Consider the following 23,118-nt stretch of genomic DNA (forward strand, 5'->3'; position numbering starts at 1 on the left):
CATCTTCTGTTAAATTAAAAAGTAGCTTGAAGTGAAAACATCACAGTTCTAGCAAATGGATAGTTGATACCTCTTTCAATTTGAACACTTGAGCTTTTAAAGATATCGTTAGCCGTAAGTGATGCTCTTAAAGCTTGCATCGCAAGTTTTTTAGCAAGTGTCTTTTTAAAGTCGTACGAGACATACACTGATCTTAATTCTAACACATTGTCTTTTTGAATAAACCGCGAGGTAGCTCTGGTCTGATTAAGGTCGGCGACGTTTTTATAAAATGCTACATCGCCAGGTTTTTGCCAACGCTCCGAGAAAACACGACGATCAACATTGAAACGCGGATCGGCATTTTCTACACGGTCTACCAGTGTTTGGTTGTACATATCACCACCAAATCTGTAGAAAAAGCTAAAACTTAATAGAAACTGCTTGTAGGTGATGTTACCCCCAAAGTTTCCCTCTAATGTTGCTGTCGCATCACCAACTGGCTGCGTATCTTTGATATCATAGTCATAAGTTAATGAACCATCACGTTTAACGTAAATTTCTTTACCGTTTTCTGGGTCAATGCCCAATGATTTAACGGCATAGAAGGTATTTAATGATTGTCCTTCGTTATACCTCAATAAAGGTCGGCCGCCAGCTTTATTGTCGTCGTTAGACTGGAAATCATCAATGCTTTGGTTATAAGCTTTTAACGAGTTGCCAATTTTCACAATCGTATTGGTGTTATGCGACATATTAGTCGTTAAATTAACATTCCAATTGGTAGCTCGCACTGCGTTGTAGGTTGCGTAAAGCTCATATCCTTCGTTGGCCATATCTCCTAAGTTTTCTTTATAAGTAGTAAAACCGGTTGATGGTGCAACGTTGATATCAATCAGCAAACCCTTCGTCAGTTTATGGTAGTAGTGGGGTGTCAATAATAATCTGTCCTTAAATAAACCTAACTCTAGACCCAAATCGTAGTTGGTGGTTTTTTGCCATTCCAGGTTTTCGTTTCCATAACCTTGTACCAAGGCACCTAAACCAGTAGTATACCAGTTTGAAGTTTGATAGGCATAGATAGACTTAGATAAAAAAGGAGGGAACGAAACAGATCCGGTTAAGCCCATACTCCCTGTTAATCTGGCACGGCTCACAACTGGCTGCAGCGGTTCCATAAATTTCTCTCTATGGATATTCCATCCCAAGCCTAAAGCATAAAATGGGGCAAATCTGTTAGCCGCACCAAACGCTGATGAACCGTCTAAGCGGAAAGATGCATCTAAGAGATACCTGTCCTTGAATGAATAGTTACCCGAAAAGAAATTGCCAATGGATCTGTTTTTAGTTACATTACCTGCGGGGGCGCCATTTTCTGTGTAAGTACGGGCAAAGCCGATATTGGTAAAACGATCATTGGAGAAACCTCTTGCCTGTACTGCTTTAAAATCAGAACGACCCGAAATAATATTTGTTCCCAGTACTAAATTAAAAAAGTGGTCTTTAACCTGTTTGTTGTAAGCTAGGGTCATGTTTCCATCCAAAGAAAGCCCATCGCTCGTCGAGTAATCATAACTTCCACGGTTTTGGATTTCCGAAGTCGGTCCGTCGAAAAAGCTGTTGCTCAGTGGCGATACAAATCTATCAGCAGTGGCCTTCATTTTGTTCAAATTCACTTGCCCTCTCAATCTCAAAGAAGGGGTAATTCTCCAATCGGCTGATAGGTTATCGATAAACTCAAAGTACTCGTCCTTATTAAAGTTTGCTAAACTGGCCTCATACAAAGGATTGTAAACAGCAACGGTCTTGAATTGGTCGGGTCCAGATTTCATGGTATTAACCTGCCAATTGGCAATTTCCCTAATCAATTTTCCGCTAGCGTCAGTCATAGGATAATACGGGTTCATGTACACATATTGTGAGAAATCGCCGAAATTAGACTGCGCTGCATTTACCTGGGTGATCATGATCTCATTTCTAATGAGTAACTTACGGGTTGGATTGTAATTGAAGCTCATGCCGCCACTTATTTGATCCCTGCCTGAACCTTTCATCACACCGGGACGTGTTTGATATCTTACGTCGACCCCATACCTGAAAGTGGAATCGCCTCCTTGGGCGTAAATTGATTGCTTTTGTCCATATGTGTTTCTGAGGGGCTGCGATAACCAATAGGTATTTACACCACTTGCCACGCTTCTCAATTTACTATAATACTGCGCATCAAGTTCATCAGGAGTGCCTACATTTGTGTTACTTGGGTTAGAACTGTAAAGCCCAGCCATTTTTTCATACTGTAGCTTTTCTGTAGCGTTTAGCACATGATAATCGGATAGGTCTGGAGCTGTAAATACAAATTCTGAGTTGTACGCGAACTGTAATTTACCTGGTACAGGTGCTTTGGTCGTGATCACGAGTACGCCGTTAGCCGCTCTGGAGCCATATACTGCAGTAGCCGCGGCATCTTTCAATAAGGTGATGGACTCTATTCGGTTAATATCCAAATCGGTTACTTTCTGTAAGCTCACCTCAAACCCGTCCATTATAAATGCAGGTAAATTGTAACTACTCGAAAGATTGTTGCGGTCTAGCACATTATCGCCAATCGAAGGTAATGCTGTTGCTCCGCGCACATTAATTTGTGGTAGTGCATTCGGGTCTGCTCCCAGAAGATTATTTTCCAATATTTTGAAAGACGGATCGAACGATTGGATACTTTTTAAGATGTTCTGGGAGTTTACTTTTTTAAGATCCTCGCCTTTAATAGTAATTGCCGTGCCCGTATAACTGTCTTTTTTAATGGTCTGATAGCCGGTAATGACTACATCATTCATGGTTTTCACTTCCATTTCCATGGTAACCGAAAGGAATTTTTCATCTGCCACCTTCACTTCCTTACTCTTGTAACCAATATAAGTGAAGACCAAAATATCATCTTTATTGGCGGTAATTTTAAAATCACCATTGCTATTGGTTTGCGTTCTGTTGCTGATTTTATCTTTCTGATAGATGTTTACGCCAGGAATCCCCGCTTTAGAACTAGCATCCAATACTTTTCCCTGCAGTTCAAGCACTGAAATAGCGACCGGCAAGCTTTTAACAGGCTCTTCGTGCTGAAGCACAACAGTATTGTTAATAATGGTGTAGGTGAGCTGTTGATTTTTAAGAATTTGCTCTAAAGCCTGGTTAATATTTGCTCCTTTTAAGTTAACAGATACCTTTTTCTGTGAAACTTTGGCTTCTGCAGAATAAAAGAAAAGATAGCCAGATTGTTTATTGACTTCCTTAAAGACAGTCTGCAAATCGGCATTACGCACTGATAAGGTAATGGATTGTGAATAGCTGGCGGCCGATAAATGCATCGTGCCAATGAGCAATAAAATAGCGATTAGCTTCATCACTATAAAAAATTTGTACTTCACCGCCCGTATTGAACATACGTAGTGGTAAAGAAAAGTTAATTTCATACTTTTGATTTAAGATGGGTGAATAATAGCAGCAGACGGTGCAATGTAAGCTGCTGACCTTTTTTGGCCGGGAGTGCTAGTACACTTCCGGTTTTTTTTGGATCATGGTTTTTATTTACTAAAAATCTTGTGGAGTAGTCATCTTCTCATAATGGTTTGGTTTAGGTGGTTTGTTTTAGGTTAATTGTTAATTGTCTTCCGATGAAACTATGATTTTCCTTCCTTTGCTTTTGAAATGAACATTATTCAGTTCTAGGATGGCGAAAACTTCCGACAGTTTGCTGGTTCTTGAAATCTCTCCATAGAATTTCTGATCGGTTATGTTTCCTTGATAGCTGATCTCCACGTCATACCAACGTGATACCTGTCGCATGATGCTTTGAACGTCATCCCCTTTGAAAGAGAACAGGTTGTCTTTCCAAGCGGTTTCCTGCGCTATGTCTACCGCTTTTTTTTGTATAGCTAAGTTTGAGCTGTTTAAATAAGCCTGCTCACCTGGTTTAATTAGGAGGGCGTCTTTTGCGGTCTCAACTTTCACGGAGCCTTCTAACAGGGTAGTTTTAATTCCGTCTTCATCTTCATAGCTATTGATGTTGAAATGCGTGCCCAACACGGTTATTTTTTGGTTTCGGCAACTCACAATAAATGGCATTTCTTTATTTTTTGTTACTTCGAAATAACCTTCACCAGTAATTTCGACTTGCCTTTCTTTACCCTTGAAAATGGTCGGATACCTTAAACTAGAAGCAGCATTTAGCCACACATTGGATCCATCCGGCAGCACTACGTGATACTTTCCACCGTTTGGTATGGTTATCGTATTGTAGGTAACTACATCGGAAGAGAAGGTAGGGTTTGTTTTATATTCAATCTCACCGGCGTCATTTTTTGTGATGGTAAGTCCGTCCAATTGCACAATGGCACCATTTGTTGCAGTATCCAATAAAATCTCGGTGCCATCACCCAACTTTAAAATTGCTTTATCCGATCCTGCCGCAAAATCATTTGTTTTGCTAACCCGCTGATAGGGTTTTTGGCTAATCGTTAAATAGATGCTAATGGATAAAATCAGTAAAACACTTGCCGCAGCAAAATACTTAACCCAGGGACGCAGCGAAAAGCTTTCGTTCGAACGATTGATCTCCTGATCAATCGCTGATTTAAGTTCCGTGTTAAGCGTTTCGTACATTTCCTGGTCATGCGAAGCAAAAAAGCTCTCTTTCTCTTCAAATACAGCATAATATTTTTCTAGAAAAGCAATTTCATCAGCAGTTGCTGTACCTAGTCTATATCTTTCTAAGGCGATGCGCAGGTAATCTTTTTCCTTTTTTTCCATTATTCAATGATTGAAATTGGTCTTAATTCCCTAATCAATAAGGAACGCTATAAAGTAAAGAGTTTAAAAAAAGACAATGCGCCCACGCGAATGGAAAAAAATATTTTCAATTAGGGTGTCGTCATTGCGAGCATAGCGAAGCAATGACGGAAAACACGCAAATTTACCGCAGGGAAGAAAGGTAATAGCCCACCACAAAGAAAGTGAACAACGAAGCCCTCAACGTAGCCAAAGAGCGGCCCAGTAAATTGCGAACTGTTTTTGGTGATATTCCCAGCGCTTCAGCAATTTCTTGACTGCTCATGTCTTGCTCAAAACGCATTTTGAAGATTTGTTGTTGTTGAGGTGGAAGCGTAGCAACCAATTGAGCAAAGCTCTCAACAAATTCCTTATAGAGGAGGTGTTGGTCGGCGTGAATTGGGTCTTGTTCTTCATGAGCGGCGTCAGCGTTCGAAACAAATTTATTCGATTGTTCAAAATGTTTAAAAACACCGTTTCGGGCTGCAACGAATAAGTAGCTCTTTATTTGTTTAATGGGAGATTTAGTGCGTCTTTGCCATAATTGCACAAAAACTTCCTGGGCAATATCCTTAGCATCATCTACACTTTCAACACGTTTGTAGGCAGCATCAAACACCATTTTCCAATGCCTGTTGTAAAGCAGGTCAAATGCCGTCCTATTTCCATTGGCTAATTCATTAAGTAACTCAGAATCCTCTGCCTCGTGAAGATTTTCCACTGCCATTCTCATATCTTCAAAGCTAAAAATAATTCGCTTAACATATTCTTAGTGTTCTGATAACACTAAGACGTGAATGTACGGATTATTAGCGAATTGAGGTAGCTTTCTCTAAAAAGCTGATAATAACAGGCGTAGGCAAACCTAAAGCCACAGCTCTGCTGTATCTAGCAATAGTAATACCAAGCAGGTTCCCATGGATATCTACAATCGGGGCGCCGCATTGTGTGGGAAGAATAATAGCATCATGCACAAAAACAGCAGGAAAGCCATCGCGACGGGTCGAATTTCCACCAGCAAATTTATCAACCGGATGGTTGGAAGGTACAAAAGCCCGATCTATTAAGGGAATTTGTTGCTCATGTTGCTTTCCTGCACTTCTCCACACCACTTGTACCTGCTCTCCGGCCCAAAACTTGGCAAGTGTTGGCGTAAAATCACTGGCCTGATGCAAAATAATACCATTGATACTTAAAATGGAATCACCTGCTTTGATCCCCGCCCGGGCCGCCGGAGTTCCTGGCTTAATGACCGAGACTGTGGCAGGTGTAGACTTATATAACACTGCGATACCAAGATAGGGGATGCTGCTAGATTTGGGTAGGGTGATGTTTGTGCCCCCAACGATGCTATGTTCTTGTTTTCCATCGTGAAATAATGAAGTTACGAAGGTGCCGATATTGGGGATTACCGATTGGCCAGCCTCAATCTTAAAACCACCCTGCTGCTTTTCAACAGACTTAAGTAATACTAAATCATTTTCTGGATCTCTATATACAACTTCAATTTTAGATCCTTTGCTATTAACCATTGTTAAAGAACCAGTGAGTAAACTACTTTTCCCAATCATCCATTGTGATTTTTTCCCCCTGGCGTCTTTAAAATTGAGCAAAGTTGCCTCTGCAGTTGTTTTTTTATCATCTACCATCGACTGAACCAAAACTACGTTATTGGCCAATTTGGAGTGTTTAAGAAATGATCTGCTTAATGATGGGCTCGCTATAGCACCTGCATTTACCGTCAAACTGTCTGCAGCTGGGTACACAGCATAATTTTTTTCTTCATGAAGTGCCGTCCAATATTTTCGGAATACATCAATCGGTACTTCGAAGTTCATGGTTTCGGACACATCGATAGCACTGTGGATCCCAATCACTTTTCCGTCGATATCAAATAATGGTCCGCCCGAATCACCCGGCTCCATTTTGCAACTTGATTGGATAAACCCATATTGATTTTTGGGGTCAACAATTTGTCCAAATCTGATAGTAGGAAGCTCTTGGTTCAGTTTTTCGGGATAAGAGATACTGATGCATGGTGCCGTTTGAATTAAGTTGCTCGAGTTACCTAATTCGGCGAAGGGGAAAGGCCCATTTTCCATCAATTGTAACATTCCAACATCTGGAATGCCGCGACTCTCTGCGAGGTCAATTCTTCCCAAAGCCTTTGCCATAGCGGTTCGCCCATCCGGGAAAAATACTTTATAAGTTTGCCCCGGCGAAACCGTGTGTGCTGCGGTAAGGATTACTCCATCTTTGGTAACCACTACACCACTAAACTGTGCAGAATTGCGTTCATTCTTCGTTACATCGAAACCCCATAAACGTACACTTGCAGGATAAACTTTCTTAATTGCCTCAATTGTCTTTTGCTGAAGCTCTTTGGATGCAGGCTGTGCGAAAACAGAAGAACTTAATGCTAAGCTCAAGAACCACACTGTTATTTGCCGTAAGTTCAAGTTATTCATTTAGTATTTTTTGCAACCGCAATTTTAAAGCACTCTACTGCCAAAATATGGCAACCATGTTTCCTGGGTACTTCATTAAAAATAAAATAAGGCCCGATGGGCTATTTCAATAGTTTTTAACTCCTATAGATAGAAATAAAATGTAAAAAACAATGAGAAGCAAGATCAATCTTTATGAAAGCTTAGATTACCTCATTTCATCGAACCGAACAGGAACCAGAAAGCAGCTTGCCCTGAAGTTTGGTGTGAGCGAACGAACAATCAGTAGATACATAGAAATGATGAACGAGAATGGCGCAGCGGTAAAGTACAATCGCCATAAGCGTAGCTTCTGCTATGAAAAACCTGGTAGATTTGTTGTGTTATTGGAATTTCGGTCTAAGGTTTAATTTAGATTTAAAGCGCTAATTTACTAAATATTTTAGTATTTTGCAATGCCAATTAAAAACATTAACGATATGAGAAAGCTAATATTAGGACTTGCCATTACGCTGGATGGATACATTGAAGGATCGAATGGGGAATATGACTGGTGCTTTACCGACCAGGATTATGGACTGAACGATTTTTTTAAACGCATAGACGCCATGTTCATAGGTCGTAAAAGCTATGAAATTGCACAACAGTATGCGGAAAATAATAATGGAGAAAGCATACCTGGCATGCCCCCGCTTAAAGAATACGTCTTTTCTACAACTTTGAAAACCGTGAAGGATGGCTCGGTATTAATTTCAGAAGATAGCATGGCAGCGGCAAGGCGGATTAAATCCCAGCCTGGTAAAGATATCTGGCTCTATGGGGGAGCATCTCTTACTGAGGCAATGATGAACGAAGGGTTGGTCGACGAATTATGGTTGTCTGTACACCCAATCCTCCTTGGTAATGGAAAGTTGTTATTCCATCAACAGGATCAACGAGTTAAATTAACACTCCTCGAAAGTAAAACCTACGAAACTGGATTAGTTTCATTGCGCTATCGCATCGAAAATAAATAATTTAGATAAAAACAGGTGTCAGTTGTCCTTTTTGTAAAAAGGCAGCCTGGTATGCTTTCAATTTCTTATCACTTTTATCCAGTTCCGTTACGAGGTAGTCGATCTCATTAAGTTTCGCTACCCTCGTTTTAAGGGAAGTATTTAATCGCTCTGCATAACAAAGAATAGCCGATCTTTGGGCAGCGTTTAGCATTGCCTTTTTTAATTGGCTAATTGCTAATTCACTATCAGTTAAGCCGTTTTTAGGATGTAGTCCATTTGCTTCTACTATACATAAGTCGGCCTTGATTTCAGTAATTTGGTTAATCACATGCCCACCAAAAGTAATCTTGGCGTCTTTAGAAAATAGCCCCCCAATTAACACCACTTCTAGGTTTTGAAACTTAGTTAGTTCAACAGCTACAAGTGGACTAATGGTGAAAAAAGTTGCAACTAGCGTTTCTGGAAGTTGTTTTACTAGTTCAATTGCAATATCACCACCCCCAATTAAGATGACCATCTCATCTTGGATAAGGGGAACTATCTTTTTGGCAATATTTATTTTAGCCTCTTTAACACAAATAGTTAATAACATAAGTACCTCATTTTCTACTTACAAGACAGTAAAAACGTGTGACTTACTTATTCACCTTTAAAAAATAACGGTTCTCAATTCGCAAATGGAAGTCGTAAATTGAGAACCGACTGTTTACAGCGTGCTATTTGGCCGAAGGCCTGGTTTCATTAGGGTGAGATGCATTTGGAGGTGACGATGAACTTAACAGCCAAGGTATAGTAGCTAAGCCTGCCAAAGCAAGGGATTCGGCAAGCAAGTAACTTCTTTCGGTAGCTGGCCCAGCAACCCTATTCCCTAATGAACGCCAAGCGTAGCTTGGCAGTAAACCACGTAATCCAAATTCGGCATAATAACCCCTTGTTTCCATTAAGAATGCTGCGAGGCCCCTGCCCGGTAATCTGCTATAATTCGCTAAATAAGCTAACTGAGGGTAATTTACAAAATCAGCGGCATGTTGCATCTCATGGCTTACCACATTTGCATAAGTGCTGCCGATAGGGTTTGCAACAACATCTACTGTGGGATTAAAAACTGGTCTTTGCAGACCAAGCTTACCCAGCCAGCCAGTTTCTGGAACTAAAGTTAGGCCCCCTCTAGTTACCCCATTTGCCCCTCCCAAAGATCCATTAGGAACCGTAGAGGGAGTTGGCATAGCTGCCCGGCCTTCTGAAACTGCCGGCGATAATAATCCGAATCCACGAAATACTACCCCTATTGTACCACCCGCCACATAATCAGTGGCAATTGTTCCAGGCGAAACTGGATCTACATATTCAGGGAACATACTATTAAATCCATGCCTTCCGATTCCTCCCGAAACAGCACTTGAAGTGCCATATAATACAAAGGTTTGTGTAGCCGTTAATGTGGTAGCTGCAGCCCCCGTTCCAGTGGCAAATATGCCAGTACCTCCGGCGGCTAAAACTAGCTCACCTCCAACTATTGCTGCACCGCCAATAATGGCTCCACCAAAGGTATTGGCTAATGGCCTCCAAATACCTGCGGCGCCCTCGTACCTGTCGGGATGTTCTGTAGCATCATAAACACTATAACCTGCACCCAGCAGTGCACCACCAATAACGAACGCGGCAACGATAAATGGGATAATAGCGCCATTCGGGTCTATGTTGTTGATAGGGTCTTGGGCAGCATAGCCGTAAAGCGATGATGAGTCTGCGTATCCCTTTGGATCAATTGATAGAAATAAGCCATTAACCGGGTTCATTAATCTTCTTTTTGAAAGATATAAACCTGATAGGGCTAAATAGTGCTGACCCCCATATATCGGTTCTATACCCAATGCCGAATTGGTAATCGTTACCCCAGTTGCGTTAAATAGAGTAGGAGCTCCAAACGATTGATAACGATAGGTTTCAACTAAGTTTCCAGTCACATCTGCTACGCCGATTAAATTATAGCGGCTATCGAACAAGGTATAATGCGTGCCCAATGCAGTATGATAAGCGATTGGCACACCAGTGCCTGGATGAAGAGTGATTTGCCTTTGCGCTGTTCCATTTTCATTTATCTGCTCCACAAATCCACCTAAATAATGATATGATTTTACAGGCTGCCCAGCTTCTTTCACCTCACTTGGCCTACCAAAAGCATCATAAGTAAATTCAGTAATTGTATTAACACCCGATTTAATTGTGACTATTCTGCCTAATGTATCAGCTACATAGCTAAATGAACCGTCGGATTTTAAAGTGCCATCTGGATGATGCGTATAAGGACTCGTACCATCATGTTGAATTCTATGTCCGGATAGGTACATGTAGTTTTTATCTGGAACACCTGTTTCTGTACGTTTCGTCCGGGCATCTGCAGAATTGTAGGAGAAGTTTTCAGTGTGAGGTGCTACTGCTGCTGCCAGCATAACAGCATTGATAGCGGCATTATGTTCAGCCTGCGTAACCGCGTTTGAGATCGCAACATTAAACGAATCTTTGGTAGCTACGAGCCGATACTTATTGTCAAATTCAAAATAGCTGATTTTAGAATTTTGACCCAGTAATGCTTCCACTTTTTTAAGCCCAGCCATGTTGTAACGATATTTAACAACTTCGTTGATGGTACTACTTGTCATCGCTATATTGGTAAGCCTTTTACGCTCATCGTAAGTGTTTGATACAGATAGCCCACCTTGGTAAATAGCTTCGCCAAAGGCATTTGGACCACTTATTTTAAAGGAAGCAATTAAACTGTTACCGCTTCCCAATACTCCATTAGTTGTTTCTTCAATGCTGGTAAGGATGCCATTTAGGTTATGGGATAATTTTTCTGTTCGTCCATCGGGCCATGATTTTTCAACAGTACCCAAGGCATCGTCGTACTTACAGGCCATGGTTATCCCAAGGGTTGTTTCCGATAAAAGACGGCCAATGCTATCATATTTTCTAGCTACAGTTGCTGTGCCAGCTTTTGCATCAAGCACGTTATTTAAGCCGTCATACCTAAATTCATGCGTGGCTACTGGAGTTAATGGTGCCGGTGATACAGTGTTTTCGATCTTTGAAACTCTATTTGCAAGATCATAGGTGTAAGCAAACTCCGCCCCACTAACCATTTGTTCTTTAATGATTTGATTGTTGGCACTGTACTCTTTACGACTCGAAAAGCCATTTGGGTAATTGATCTGGATGTTTCTGCCAACGGAATCATAGTGATAGGTAGATACCTCGGCAGTTGGATCGGTAAAACTTACCATGCGCGACATGCTGTCGAATGTCCATTCTTGTACAATAGTTAAACCCCCATCGTCTTTTACCTCCCTGATTTTATCGTTGAAAGAATTAAAAGTATTGGTTAAAACCATACCCAAATAATCGGTTTGCCGCACTAATAAGTTCCTGTCATCATATTCAGAAACTACATTAGCACCATCTGGCTCAATGAGTTGAGTTCTTCTATTCCTTGTATCGTATTTAAACTGTTTAGTTACTATCGAAACACTTCCATTAGGCTCTAGATGATGACTGTCAGTTTTAATTAGATTTCCAGCCTTGTCAAAAGTGTTGTGTTGCGCATTTCCTTCGGCATCTGTGGTAACCGTTGGTCGGCCTACGCCATCATAGCTGGTGGTTGTCACGCCACCTCTGTTATTAATCGATTTAACTATTCTATCTAAGGGGTCATAGAAATGAGTGGTAGTTGAATTAGTGAATACTAAAGGGTCATTGGTAAAGATTTTTACAGTTTCCGTAATCCTTCTATTTTTTTCATCATAGGTATATGATTTAAAGGATAGCTGCCGGATCGTTCCATTACCATCATCGCCTATCGTTTCTTCACTTTCCAGTAAATCATTCTTTAACCATTTGTTCTTAATTTCTGTGCCATTTGGCAGGGTAATTTTACTAATCCTATTAAATGCATCATACGCATAATGGGTGGTAAGTCCAAAAGGATTTGTTTCTTGGACCAATTTCCCTAAACGATTATAGACCTTCTCTGAAATGATTTTTTGATGATCAACGCCTATAACCTCCTCGGATAGTGATAAGCCTCTTTCATCAAATGTTTTCCTTATTTTGCTTCCATCAGGATTTAAGGTCTCAATCGGAAATCCTCTGTAATCGTTGCAAATATGCAATACCTTTGCTTCGCCAGTATTATCGCTTAGCATTACTTTGGTAAGGTGACCTAAAACATCTCTTTCAAATTTGTCTACGATAAAGTTGCCAGTAATTACAGCATCGCTAAATGCTCCTTTTGGTTTCTCAGATGCGATTACTTTTTTATCGGTATCGTAATGCAGAATTGTTTCGGCGGCAGTTCCATTTACTAATCCCTGGATTTCTTTTTCAATCAAACCTAGTGCATTGTAAATTTGCTTGGTCGAATTGCCATTGCCATCTATCGTTTCGGTAAGAAAACCATTAACGTCGTATTTATATTGATGTTCAATATTTAAATTAGCGACATCAGATAGACACTTAATTAATCTACTTTTCTCATTGCCAACAGTGCCGTATTTATTTTCATTCTGTGTGCCATCTGCTAAAATGGTCGTCAGCATTTGCCCTTTGCTATTGTAAGTAAAAGTTGTTTTGGCTACTTGGATCGTTCCATCAGGTAAAGTCGCATCAGGCTGAATCACTTCTAAAAGTTTACCCTTCACATCATATTTATAGGTGGTGACTTCATTTGTCTCATTTTTTTCTTCAATCAGTTGTTGATAATTGGGGTCGTATTTCCCTTTCCAAATTATTCTACTGGGCGATGGAAAACCCGAAGCAGCGGTAATTTCTTTTTGAAGTAGGTTACCCCTCATTCGAGGATCAGGATTGCCAAAATCAAAAATGTTTATTTCATCGCCACCATTAGGGCTCGTTGTTTTGGTAAGATTACCCTGCTCATCAAATTCGTACAGCCAGGCCACTACCCGAAACGATTTATCTTTATTTAAACGGTAGCGTCTATCTAATAGATCGCCGCGATAATTAAAAGTGTAAGTTTCTAAACCAAAATCGGGATTCATAACTTCTACCCGTAGCGCAGGAATATTGATGAAAACAGCATCAGCGGGCACATATTGCAATTGGGTGTATTGAAATTGGTATAGGAAGCCGCCATATAATTGTTCGGTTACCCGTGCATAGCTCATTGATGCAGGATCTTGCTCGTAGGTGTTTTCAACGTAGATATTCCCTTTGCCATCTTCAATACGGAGAATGTTATGGCGTAATTCGGGCATAGCCCAGGGTTGTTCATAGTGATAAATGCGTGTGATACCCGTCGGATGGTCTGTGATTGGCGGTGATTCTACATGCGTTAACTGCATGGTTTGCTCATCGTGTTCATAAAGGAATTTTCGACCGGAATTATCCACAACAGCAACGAGTAGTCCACATACATCATATTCCAACTGAAAGAAACGATCGTCATCATCTCTAACTTCCACTAATTTATCTTCAGCACCGTAGGTGAATCTTAATTGATTACCGTGCTGATCCATCATCCAGATTAACGGGATACGTTCGGCATCAAGCCAGCCACCCGGGCGTTCAAAATGTAAGACAACACCCCCTTTCTGATTTATATCATAGGCTTGTACCAATCCGGTAATACGGTCTAATTTTTCAAATACACCCCTCGGTGGATCGAAATCAAGACCATTGAATTTAAAAATATCTTCGTGCAAGTTACGCCATACGGCAATGTCGCCAGTGCTTAATTCTCGTACAAATAAATTAAAGTTGTGATCCCAGTTCCAGCCCAATGGCCCCATAGTTGCAGCCCCACTTTTATATAAGCGGGTAAAACTGAGAGGCAGGATCGTATTAGGGATAGTTAAATCTGTTTCTTCTAAATAAAAAGCCCCGGTAAAAATATCTACCGGATCGCCGGCATTGGTAGATTGTTGCGGTTGCTCGCCGCCTCGGGTAGGATGCGGATCGCCAGCTGGTGGTCCTGTGGGTTCTTCGGTAGGGGGTGGATTAACAATTTCTGACTCATTTTTGGCACCTACTGTTGAAGGTTGGGGTGGCGCACCTTGTTTATCTCCACCATCACCGCCAGCCGGAACCGAATTAGTTTCAACGGGAGGTGGCGTTGTGGTTGTTACCGGCGGGGCGGCTGTTTGTGCTGCACATTCCTGCTCTGCATTCTGCCATGCGTTGGGAGAACTATTCGTCCTGCCCATGTCTGGATTAGCGCTCTTAAATGCATTATAAAATGATATGGCATCGCAAGCATTTAATGCTGTATATTGGGATCCACCTGAATAGGGCACCGCCTCACCCGAAGCATTTGTTCCATAATTAAATGAATTCGCTCCATCGGGAACAGATATGTTATATGGTCCTGGCATTTTAGTTTAATTTATCGCAATAACAATTGCTTTATCTCCATTCCACACCACATCGCCATCATTCATATTTATTTCGGGAGTATGAGACAAGCAAGCCCTTGCTTGGGTTAAAAAATTTGAAATTTCTTCTTTGATTTTTTGAGCTTCGGTAGTGGTAAATACCCTACCAAGAATAGCGGTAATTTCAGCCGGATTTTGTATGTCAGTTATGAACCTTTCAACCAGCAATAATTCTTCCTGGTTTGTTTTTAAATTTATTCGGGAGTGTATTTCAAATGAATCTTTAATCCATTCATTTTTAGTTACCACTACTTTGATGGGCAGCTGTTCGTCTTCAATTTCCACTATGTCATATACTTTGGCCAAGTTTGAAGTGTCGCCCTCATCGGTTATTTTTTTTAAATTGATTGATAGCGCTTTTAATTCTTCACAAGCTAGCTGATCACGTGCAATGTTTAAAACAAAGGGTTCTTCATTCGCTAAGGTTACTTTCCAAACACTGGAAGTGTGGCCTTCTTTAATATTCCATAGCTCGCATTTAGCTGTGTTAGCATACTTTTCCAGGTATCTTTTAGCCGCTAAAGTTGATTGAGCAAAGCTTAATACACCACATTGAAAAGCATTTTGTTTAAGCATGATCCACTCTTCAGTTTGCAGCGCATTGTCTTCATATTCAAGCAGGTGTGAATGGGTGTTCCAGATAGAACACCCATGCTTTAATAAACCGCGACTAATTATACCATGAAATGGGGTACTTACTTCCTGGCGAATCTTGCCTTCAGCTGAGATGGCAAACCGTAATTTATCAGGTCCGAAAAAATAGTTGAATTCCATGGCGTTTTTTTTACTTTTTATTTTTTGATACTTTAATAGCTACGCTTTGCGATGCCTCTTTTCTGCCTTCCATCGCTTTAAGCTGTGACGCTGTAAACCATTTTAATCTAGGATTTGGTAAAGTCTGATTGGCTGCGGTAAGGGAAACCCGAAGTTCTTTAACTTCCTCGTCATTGAGGTCAAATACATCTTTTTGCATTTGGATAGGCATTTCCAATAAGCTCGAAAGACTCGCGGTAGTTGTAATTGAAGCGATTTTTGCTTTCAGTTTTTCCGGTAAATGTTTGACATTGTCAATTGTCAAATCACTACTTGTATCTTTAAGTGAGGTAGCTAACATTTTACCAACAAATTGTGTTTCCAAAATGCTTACAGTGTTTTTGTCATAACGTCGGCTAACGTCATTTCCGCTTTTTACAAACTCACGAGCCATTGTTTTGCCCATATTGTTAGCTTCGGTAATGGTCATCTTTTCACCAATCATTCTTTCTGAAGTACCCTTTCTTCCAACAACCTGTTTATATGGTTTTTCCCATGCTACAAATGGCAAGTCAATCTCGTTGCTTTCGCAGCAGCAAAGATCCCTGGCGGTTAAAAATAGACTCTCTTCATAACCTGTAATGGTTTGTTTAGGGTTTATTTTTTTCAGGTAGATTGTTAATGTGACAGATAGGGTGCCCGGATAAATCTTGTTGCTTCCGAAATGATCAATAAAGCAAGCAGAAACTCTGCCCCACAGTACAAGGTGATTTGAATCTATCTCTTTTATCTTATATTCTTCTACACCGGGAATGTCGGGGTTTGAAACTCCCATTCCATTTAAATTAGCTGAAGCAACATTATAACCGCCACTTTTATTCACGTCTATTTCCCAGCCCGAAGGAGGGGTATAGCTTACAGAATCCTCTTTAATACTAATGCGAGAATTGTCATCATTGTTATAATCTAAAGAATCGCCTGAGGCACCGTTAAAATTTGAAGTAATATTTAAGGTAAGCGAATCTGTTGTTTCTCTTTCATCTTCATAGGCCAGAATGGGAACTTTGGCAATATGACCTGTTTCTAAATAAGCTTCTACGCATATATCCGCTACCTCTTTAGGGCGCATTACTACAAAAAAGAATTCCTGGATACCTTCTATGTTACGAGGACCGTTTACGAAAGTACGTTCCGTCTCTATGGTATGGGGTCGAGGTAGTACAAAGAATACCGCACGATTGGTGCCCATGTGATAGCTATCTAATTGATGATACAGCTGGGAAATCTGTGTGGTGTGCGATTGGGTTTCTCGCGATTCTTGCGATTGGTCGGTGGTACGGATGCTATTTGCTTCTGTTTGACTAATGTCTTTTGTACCCCATTCGCCTGAGCGGCTTACATTGAAGCCGCCACCAGTACCTGCATATGAACCTTCTGCCCCGAAACTAAAACCGTGGTCTACATCTAGTACTTCATGTGAATTTAAGGTAGACGAGCCTTTGCCAACGCTTAGGTTTTTAAGTGAACGCGACATTACCTCGCCTGTTTCGGTAGCAATCTCATATAATTCTCTTTTCTTTGGTTCAAAATCAGAGAAGTACGGATATTGACTTAAGGGTGTATCCTTCTTTTTGGGAGCTACAGCCACTTCAAGAATTGCTCCATAGCATGGGTAGTAGTCCATAATGGTGTCTTTTAATACTTCACCATTTTCTTTCCAAAAATTGTCGAAACCACCTCTGTGTAAGCCAACTTCATCGGGACCGGCTTGGTACCCGGTAATAGAACACGCAATTTTAAGATAGGTGATGAGCATCCCTTCAGTAGTCTGATATTCTTCTTCAGGCTGATATTGAAAAATGGCTATCGAAGAATTCCATCTTTTCGGGCGACGCGTATCGCAGATTTTTGGGTCGATCATATCCTTGCTTACGCATATACGTTTCCAAGGAATGTCGGTTGGAAGATTTAATTTAAAGTTTGACATAGGGTTTAAATTTTAAAATGTGAACTAAATTATTTTTATACTCCTGGAGAACGTATGCGTTGAGATTGGAAATGATAATCGAATTTACAGCGGATTATTTCCTAAAGAAAGGTGTGCTCGACGGTTTTTAACACCGTTAAACGACGGTAAATTAATGGGTTGATGAACGGAGGGACCCGACTAGGAATGCTGGGTGTTCTTGCTATACACTAGCTATAATTAACAGGAAGTTGATAGGGGGTTGACAGGGGCTTGATAGGGAGTATATGGGGATAAGGCCCTATCTACTCCCTATGAAGATCCTATCAATATATAATAGAATTAGTATGAATTGTAGCGAGATTATACCTATATTGTCTTAAAAAGGTAATGGCAACAATTAAGAATGGTATAAATGGAGGTTTTAGCGGCAAGGCTGGCACGGTAATAGGCTACGCATTAAATGGTCAATGGGTAATGAGAGGGCTTAATAAGCATCCGCGCCCTAAACCGTCTAAAGCGGAGCAACTCAATCGGTTAAAGTTCTCCATCTCTCAAGAGTGGTTGAAACCTTTGATAGACTTTGTCCGGATAGGTTTTAGGGGATATCAGCCAACTTTTCAAGGTTTTGTAGCGGCTAAATCTTACAACCATAAAAATGCGCTGCAATGCGATGAAAATGGAGATTTTTTTATCAATCCCGAGTTGGCCTTGGTAAGTTTTGGCACGCAGACACTTCCGCTTACCGCAAGTGTTTCATGTACCGATAAGCAAGAGGTCATATTTAGCTGGAGTTTGGAAAACACCTTTGAGTATTCTGATTTTGCAATGGTGTTGCTGTATAACGTTAAAGATAAAAAAGTAAAAATGGATACCGCTATTGCCAAAAGGAAAACAGGCAGTGCATCACTTCAATTAAGTGAAGTGTATAAGGGTCAAGAATTCCATGCCTATTTGGCTTTTGTAGCTGATGATCAGTCGAGTAGAACTAACAGCATGTACCTAGGAAAGCTCATGATAAATTAATTGCTTGATTTTTTATTAGTATTCCTGTGGCGCATCGTCCTCGTAAACGGGTCCATACATATTGGGCACTTTATTTCCAGTAGCGCGTAAGTACACAATCAGCTCACCACGATGGTGATAGGTATGATTAAATAGAAATCCTCGTAATACGTTTGCTCTGGGCATTGGCCCAAGTACTACTTTATCGCCGACGGTCATTTTCCAGTCGGTTTGTAGATTTTCTTCCGTAAGCGATTCAAAAGCTTTTCTGGCTAATTCAACATTACTTTCAAAAAGAGCAAGGGTAGCTTTAATGTCGTTGGTGCTACCTCGTTCGAGTTGATCGCTTGACATATCGTAAACATCCATGGTAAAAGCACCCACATACCAGTAGTAAATGGTTGCAATGTGTTGGGCAAGCTCACCCATGTTCCACGAAATTGGTGAAGGTTTATAGCCAAGGTCCTTTTCGGGGATGGCCTGTAAAAGTTTGCGGGTGCTTTTAACTTCGTTCTCGAATTCCTGTATCAGATATTGTAACATGACTGTATTTATTTAATGAAACCAGACATTAAAACACGGGAGCGGGGCAATATGTTTACAGAAATATATCCCTATGGCTACAATACCAAGCCTTTTTATATTTATTATTAATTTATTTTAAATTTTGCTTTGAAATGCAAAGTACTTTTGGTTAACTTTGTCTTACAAAGCACTTTTGGTTTTAACGAAATTTAATTATTCATTATCATGACACATCAAGAAAATTTAGGAATACGGTCAATTAACAGACCTTTAGTAATTAGACATCTGCTAATCGGAGCAGCCTTTGGCTTAACGGTTATGGCGATATTTTTATCGGGAGTAAAAAACCCAAATCCGGCATGGGGCGAATTGTGGTATATTAGACCGCTTGTGGTGACTACGCTGGCAGCTGCCGGTGGAGCGTTGTTTTTTTATTTCATGGACTTCGTATTGGGATTCCAAGGCGGTTGGAGCAAGATTGTTGCCGTAGTAATTGGCTTAATAGGTTTTGTTGTGGCTTTCTGGCTCGGTTCTGTGTTCGGATTGGCAGGCACACTTTGGAATTAGTAGGTAAATATTTTAACATAAATTTTAAATATAGTACAATGAAAAACGAACTGCTCGCCCACATGAACGACCCAAAACAGCTTGAAAGAATGTACCGCACTAATAAAGTTTCTTTCAGACGGGAGTTTAATTTGTTGTATCCGGGGCTCAAAGGAGATGCAATTGCTGATGCCTGGCATGAAAGGCTAAATTATGAAAGTGACGAGATTAACTGGGGAAGCGGTAAAGATTTATTGTTTGTCATTGTGGCTTCATTGATAGCAGGTTTAATCGCAAAGTTGCCCGTTATTTTTGATATCAATGAAGACTTTTTTTATCCGAGAAATATCGGTTTTATCGTTTTTCCCTTCCTAACAGCTTATTTTGCATGGAAAAACAAACTATCAACTGGTAAAATTGCCGTAATAGTAGGGGCAACGCTGGCAGGAGTGCTGTTCATCAATTTCTTTCCAGATGTTAAAAGCGATGTCCTGATATTATCATGCATCCATTTGGGATTATTTTTATGGTCAATTTTAGGCTTTTCATTTGTTGGGAGCAAAGAGAACAATGAAGAAAAACGTGTTGGCTTTTTAAAATATAACGGCGACTTAGTGGTGATGACTGGTCTAATTGCCATAGCAGGAGGCATAATGACGGCTATAACCCTTGGTCTTTTTTCGCTGATCGGACTTAATATTGAAGAATTCTATTTTCAAAATATTGTAGTTTTTGGTGCTGCGGCGGCACCTATTGTTGCAACCTATCTTACGCAAACCAATCCGCAATTGGTTGGTAAAGTTTCACCAGTTATTGCCAAATTGTTCGGCCCCTTAGTTTTAGTCATGTTACTGGTTTATCTGATTGCCATAGTTTATTCGGGCAAAAACCCTTATAATGATCGGGAGTTTCTGCTCATTTTCAATGCCTTGCTGATCGGCGTAATGGCTATTATTTTCTTTTCGGTAGCAGAAACAGTCAACACCACCAAGAGTTCTATGCAATTATGGGTGCTGTTTTTGTTGTCTATTTTAACCATTTTAGTAAATGGCGTTGCATTTTCTGCGATCGTATTTAGAATTTCCGAATATGGAATTACACCAAATAGAGCCGCCGTTGTAGGAAGCAATTTCTTAATCCTGATAAATCTGCTGTTGGTAGCCGCAAAACTTTTCAAAGTGTTGAAAAATGGAGAAGATATTGCCAGTGTAAAGAAAACTATCGCCTATTATTTGCCAATTTATGTGGTGTGGACGATCATTGTGACCTTTATATTTCCTTTAATTTTTGGCTTTAAATAGGAGTTTTCTCCACCCGGAGGGTCTTTTGTTACCGTTATTGCAAGGTATTCCGTCATTGCAAGGTATCCCGTCATTGCGAGGAGCGTAGCGACGAAGCAATCTCACGGCTAGATTGCTTCGTCGCTACGCTCCTCGCAATGACGCCTTCGTACCTCGCAATGATGCTCTCTTACCTCGCAATGACGCCTTCTTACCTCATCACGAAGACACCTGCTACCAGAAGTCGCTCTTCAAATATTAATAAATGTAATTATAACGTTTATTAAAAATTTGCTACTTTTATTTTACGCCATCATTAAAATTGGCGGATAAGTGCCATGATCAACTACAAGCAAAGCCTAACGACCTTACTTTTTGCCATTTTCACCTTGCCTGTGCTCGGGCAGCAGAAAGATATGATTGTGGTTAATGCTTCCAAGCCTGTAGCTGCGATTTCATCTACCATGTGGGGTGTCTTTTTTGAAGACATCAATATGGGGGCCGATGGCGGTATTTATGCTGAATTGGTTAAAAACCGTTCATTCGAATTTTCGAAACCCCTCATGGGCTGGTCCATGAAAGGTAAAAGGACAAAGGAAGGCGACGTATTGGTCTTAAACCGACAAGATAAAAACACAGCTAATCCCCGCTTTTTAAGGGTCAATTTACATCAGGGAAGCAGTCGGGAGCTTGGAATAGCTAATGAAGGGTTTAAAGGAATGGGAATTAAGAAAGAGCTTACCTACGAATTCTCCCTCATGTTCAGGCATCAAACTAAAGGAACAACTTTATTTATAGAACTTGTTAACGAAGCTAATAAGCCCATTGGCAGCGGCCAATTAAAACTTGAAGGTGAAGCGAACAAATGGCATAAACAATCAGTAACTTTTAAAGCAACTGAAGCCGCTGCCAAAGCAAAACTTAATATTTGGTTTGAAGGAACCGGGTTTTTAGACTTGGATATGATTTCCTTATTTCCCAGTGATACATGGAAAGGAAGGAGAGGTGGCATGCGTAAAGATATGATCCAGATGCTGGCAGATATGAAACCTGGTTTTATCCGTTTCCCTGGCGGCTGTATTGTTGAAGGAATGGATTTGGCAAACAGGTATCAATGGAAAAAAACATTAGGGCCGCTAGAAGAACGCCAGCTTATTATGAATCGTTGGAACGTAGAATTTGCACATCGCCCTGCGCCAGATTATTTTCAAACGTTCGGACTTGGATTTTTTGAATACTTCCAATTGGCTGAAGACTTGGGCGCGGAACCGGTTCCGATTTTAAACTGTGGGATGGCCTGTCAGTTTAATACAGCCGAGCTTGTACCGCTGGAACAACTAGATCCCTATGTGCAAGACGCATTAGATTTGATTGAGTTTGCCAATGGCGATGCATCAACGCAGTGGGGTAAGATAAGAATAGCTATGGGACATCCGGCGCCTTTCAAGCTAAAATATCTGGGTGTAGGAAACGAAAATTGGGGTCCGCAATACATTGAGCGGGCGAAAGTCTTCCAGCAGGCGATCAAAGCGAAGTATCCAGACATCAAACTCATTTATAGTTCTGGTACCAATCCGGAATCTGATCGGTTCCATTACCTGGATACGGCACTTCGCAAGATGAAAGCAGATGTGATTGATGAACATTATTATATGCCGCCTGAATGGTTTTTGAAAAATGCTGGTCGCTACGACAATTACGATAGAAATGGCGCTAAAATTTTTGCTGGTGAGTATGCTGCGCATGTAGACGGAAAAATTGTAGGCAGTAACCGTAATTTGTGGGAGGCTGCCATTGCCGAAGCTGCATTTATGACGGGGCTGGAGCGAAATGCAGGCGTGGTAGACATGGCTTCTTATGCGCCACTTTTTGCCCATGCCGAAGGTTGGCAGTGGGCGCCTGATTTGATTTGGTTAGATAACTTAAACATTTACGGTACGCCAAGCTATTATGTGCAGAAAATGTTCTCCACGCATAAGGGAACCCAGGTCATACAGGCACTCATCAATCAAAAAGTAGTTGCAGGAGCAGACCAATTATATGTTTCGGCGGTAAGAGATGAAGCTAAAAAAGAATTAATCGTTAAAATGGTTAATACCGCTGCAAATTCCAGAACTAAACAAATAAGTTTTCAAGGCGTAAAGTTAGCTAAAGTAGCTTCATTGCTAACGATGAGCGCTAACCTAACGGATAAAAACTCTTTGGATGACCCGTCGCTCATTACCCCGAAAGCAGCAAGTTTAAAACTGAAGGGCCAAACTGCCACTGTTCAATTACCTGCCAACTCATTTCTACTGCTTAAAGTTCCTTACCAGTAAGCCAAAAAGGGCTACCCATTTATTTTATTAG

General features: G+C 40.7%; 15 protein-coding genes. 6 read left to right on the forward strand and 9 right to left on the reverse strand.

Going from position 1 to position 23,118, the window contains the following annotated elements; all coding sequences use genetic code 11:
• Window positions 1-14: 14 nt before the first annotated feature.
• The 4 genes from BM207_RS14750 to BM207_RS14765 all read right to left on the reverse strand — a co-directional run bounded on the left by BM207_RS14750 (window position 15) and on the right by BM207_RS14765 (window position 7,268).
• A complete protein-coding gene (locus BM207_RS14750; RefSeq protein ID WP_090995919.1) occupies window positions 15-3,446 on the reverse strand; it encodes a SusC/RagA family TonB-linked outer membrane protein in 3,432 nt (1,143 codons plus the stop codon).
• A gap of 187 nt (window positions 3,447-3,633) precedes the next feature.
• The gene (locus BM207_RS14755) at window positions 3,634-4,782 is read right to left on the reverse strand and encodes a FecR family protein (RefSeq protein WP_090995923.1); all 1,149 of its coding nucleotides are present in this window, start codon (window positions 4,780-4,782) and stop codon (window positions 3,634-3,636) included.
• 163 nt (window positions 4,783-4,945) lie between these two features.
• Window positions 4,946-5,533, reverse strand: a complete 588-nt coding sequence (locus tag BM207_RS14760) for an RNA polymerase sigma factor (protein ID WP_245768127.1) — start codon at window positions 5,531-5,533, stop codon at window positions 4,946-4,948.
• Between the two features lie 76 nt (window positions 5,534-5,609).
• Window positions 5,610-7,268 carry a S1C family serine protease gene (locus BM207_RS14765; RefSeq protein WP_090995926.1) on the reverse strand — a complete coding sequence of 553 codons (1,659 nt, stop codon included), beginning with the start codon at window positions 7,266-7,268 and terminating at the stop codon, window positions 5,610-5,612.
• Window positions 7,269-7,420: 152 nt separating this feature from the next.
• Between BM207_RS14765 and BM207_RS14770 the strand changes: the two genes are divergently transcribed.
• A complete protein-coding gene (locus BM207_RS14770) occupies window positions 7,421-7,657 on the forward strand; it encodes an HTH domain-containing protein (RefSeq protein WP_090995930.1) in 237 nt (78 codons plus the stop codon).
• Window positions 7,658-7,726: 69 nt separating this feature from the next.
• Complete coding sequence (locus BM207_RS14775; RefSeq protein ID WP_090996278.1) at window positions 7,727-8,263, forward strand: dihydrofolate reductase family protein; 537 nt, start codon at window positions 7,727-7,729, stop codon at window positions 8,261-8,263.
• 1 nt (window position 8,264) lies between these two features.
• On the opposite strand, the gene BM207_RS14780 is transcribed toward BM207_RS14775, so the two are convergent.
• The 4 genes from BM207_RS14780 to BM207_RS14795 form a co-directional block, all read right to left on the reverse strand.
• Window positions 8,265-8,837, reverse strand: coding sequence for a DeoR/GlpR family DNA-binding transcription regulator (locus BM207_RS14780; protein WP_090995933.1), 573 nt, complete (start codon window positions 8,835-8,837; stop codon window positions 8,265-8,267).
• Between the two features lie 124 nt (window positions 8,838-8,961).
• On the reverse strand, window positions 8,962-14,634 hold the full coding sequence (locus BM207_RS14785; protein WP_090995936.1) for a DUF6531 domain-containing protein: 5,673 nt from the start codon (window positions 14,632-14,634) through the stop codon (window positions 8,962-8,964).
• Between the two features lie 6 nt (window positions 14,635-14,640).
• Window positions 14,641-15,468 carry a hypothetical protein gene (locus BM207_RS14790; RefSeq protein WP_090995939.1) on the reverse strand — a complete coding sequence of 276 codons (828 nt, stop codon included), beginning with the start codon at window positions 15,466-15,468 and terminating at the stop codon, window positions 14,641-14,643.
• A 10-nt stretch (window positions 15,469-15,478) separates the two neighbouring features.
• Window positions 15,479-17,434, reverse strand: a complete 1,956-nt coding sequence (locus BM207_RS14795) for a hypothetical protein (RefSeq protein WP_090995942.1) — start codon at window positions 17,432-17,434, stop codon at window positions 15,479-15,481.
• Between the two features lie 369 nt (window positions 17,435-17,803).
• On the opposite strand from BM207_RS14795, the gene BM207_RS14800 reads away from it, so the two are divergent.
• Window positions 17,804-18,439, forward strand: coding sequence for a DUF6266 family protein (locus tag BM207_RS14800; RefSeq protein ID WP_090995945.1), 636 nt, complete (start codon window positions 17,804-17,806; stop codon window positions 18,437-18,439).
• Between the two features lie 15 nt (window positions 18,440-18,454).
• Here BM207_RS14800 and BM207_RS14805 read toward each other — a convergent pair whose 3' ends face one another.
• A complete protein-coding gene (locus BM207_RS14805; protein ID WP_090995949.1) occupies window positions 18,455-18,961 on the reverse strand; it encodes a DinB family protein in 507 nt (168 codons plus the stop codon).
• A 207-nt stretch (window positions 18,962-19,168) separates the two neighbouring features.
• On the opposite strand from BM207_RS14805, the gene BM207_RS14810 reads away from it, so the two are divergent.
• The 3 genes from BM207_RS14810 (at window position 19,169) to BM207_RS14820 (ending at window position 23,087) form a co-directional block, all read left to right on the forward strand.
• Window positions 19,169-19,510, forward strand: a complete 342-nt coding sequence (locus tag BM207_RS14810) for a hypothetical protein (RefSeq protein WP_090995952.1) — start codon at window positions 19,169-19,171, stop codon at window positions 19,508-19,510.
• Between the two features lie 38 nt (window positions 19,511-19,548).
• On the forward strand, window positions 19,549-20,790 hold the full coding sequence (locus tag BM207_RS14815) for a DUF4153 domain-containing protein (protein WP_090995956.1): 1,242 nt from the start codon (window positions 19,549-19,551) through the stop codon (window positions 20,788-20,790).
• Between the two features lie 317 nt (window positions 20,791-21,107).
• The gene (locus tag BM207_RS14820) at window positions 21,108-23,087 is read left to right on the forward strand and encodes an alpha-L-arabinofuranosidase C-terminal domain-containing protein (protein ID WP_245768128.1); all 1,980 of its coding nucleotides are present in this window, start codon (window positions 21,108-21,110) and stop codon (window positions 23,085-23,087) included.
• Window positions 23,088-23,118: the final 31 nt, after the last annotated feature.

The organism is Pedobacter insulae (assembly GCF_900113525.1).
Classification (GTDB): domain Bacteria; phylum Bacteroidota; class Bacteroidia; order Sphingobacteriales; family Sphingobacteriaceae; genus Pedobacter; species Pedobacter insulae.

What these genes read in the sequence shown, in the direction of transcription:
- BM207_RS14805 (WP_090995949.1), bottom strand. Translation starts at nt 18,961, where the DNA reads ATGTTACAATATCTGATACAGGAATTCGAGAACGAAGTTAAAAGCACC.
- BM207_RS14785 (WP_090995936.1), bottom strand. Translation starts at nt 14,634, where the DNA reads ATGCCAGGACCATATAACATATCTGTTCCCGATGGAGCGAATTCATTT.
- BM207_RS14750 (WP_090995919.1), bottom strand. Translation starts at nt 3,446, where the DNA reads ATGAAATTAACTTTTCTTTACCACTACGTATGTTCAATACGGGCGGTG.
- BM207_RS14760 (WP_245768127.1), bottom strand. Translation starts at nt 5,533, where the DNA reads ATGAGAATGGCAGTGGAAAATCTTCACGAGGCAGAGGATTCTGAGTTA.
- BM207_RS14755 (WP_090995923.1), bottom strand. Translation starts at nt 4,782, where the DNA reads ATGGAAAAAAAGGAAAAAGATTACCTGCGCATCGCCTTAGAAAGATAT.
- BM207_RS14810 (WP_090995952.1), top strand. Translation starts at nt 19,169, where the DNA reads ATGACACATCAAGAAAATTTAGGAATACGGTCAATTAACAGACCTTTA.
- BM207_RS14765 (WP_090995926.1), bottom strand. Translation starts at nt 7,268, where the DNA reads ATGAATAACTTGAACTTACGGCAAATAACAGTGTGGTTCTTGAGCTTA.
- BM207_RS14780 (WP_090995933.1), bottom strand. Translation starts at nt 8,837, where the DNA reads ATGTTATTAACTATTTGTGTTAAAGAGGCTAAAATAAATATTGCCAAA.
- BM207_RS14795 (WP_090995942.1), bottom strand. Translation starts at nt 17,434, where the DNA reads ATGTCAAACTTTAAATTAAATCTTCCAACCGACATTCCTTGGAAACGT.
- BM207_RS14820 (WP_245768128.1), top strand. Translation starts at nt 21,108, where the DNA reads ATGATCAACTACAAGCAAAGCCTAACGACCTTACTTTTTGCCATTTTC.
- BM207_RS14800 (WP_090995945.1), top strand. Translation starts at nt 17,804, where the DNA reads ATGGCAACAATTAAGAATGGTATAAATGGAGGTTTTAGCGGCAAGGCT.
- BM207_RS14815 (WP_090995956.1), top strand. Translation starts at nt 19,549, where the DNA reads ATGAAAAACGAACTGCTCGCCCACATGAACGACCCAAAACAGCTTGAA.
- BM207_RS14770 (WP_090995930.1), top strand. Translation starts at nt 7,421, where the DNA reads ATGAGAAGCAAGATCAATCTTTATGAAAGCTTAGATTACCTCATTTCA.
- BM207_RS14775 (WP_090996278.1), top strand. Translation starts at nt 7,727, where the DNA reads ATGAGAAAGCTAATATTAGGACTTGCCATTACGCTGGATGGATACATT.
- BM207_RS14790 (WP_090995939.1), bottom strand. Translation starts at nt 15,468, where the DNA reads ATGGAATTCAACTATTTTTTCGGACCTGATAAATTACGGTTTGCCATC.